Here is a 346-nt window from a genome sequence, read left to right as displayed (position 1 = left end):
GCGCGGAGCGCCGGGGAGGCGGTTTTTTAAAACATCGCGCTCCATGGTGACCTGAGCCAGTTGCTGGCGTAGCCGACGCAGCTCCGCACTCTCACCGCGCTGCTTGCCATTGCCCGGAAAGGCATCGTCACCTTGCTGTTCGTACTGGCGCCTCCATTTGCCCAGCAGGCTTTCAGCGATGCCGAGCGTCTCAGCGACATGACGAAGCGGTGTACCGGCAAGCACCTGGTCTACCGCCTCGCGTTTGAAGGATTCGGGAAAACGTCGTCTGGTCTGGGTCATGAACACTCCTTGCGGTGGGCATTATCCACCTTAAGTCAGTGTCCACTCAGCCCGGGACAGACCA

1 protein-coding gene is annotated in these 346 nt (G+C 60.4%); it reads right to left on the bottom strand.

Annotated elements, in window-relative coordinates:
* On the bottom strand, window positions 1-282 hold a 282-nt coding region (locus EA796_RS22985), incomplete at its 3' end, for a transposase (RefSeq protein ID WP_147459087.1).
* Window positions 283-346: the final 64 nt, after the last annotated feature.

Origin of the sequence: Pseudomonas sp. AOB-7 (assembly GCF_003696305.1) — a bacterium.
Classification (GTDB): domain Bacteria; phylum Pseudomonadota; class Gammaproteobacteria; order Pseudomonadales; family Pseudomonadaceae; genus Aquipseudomonas.
Note: the sequence above shows the minus strand (reverse complement) of the source record. Positions and strands in the feature narration are given on the sequence as shown.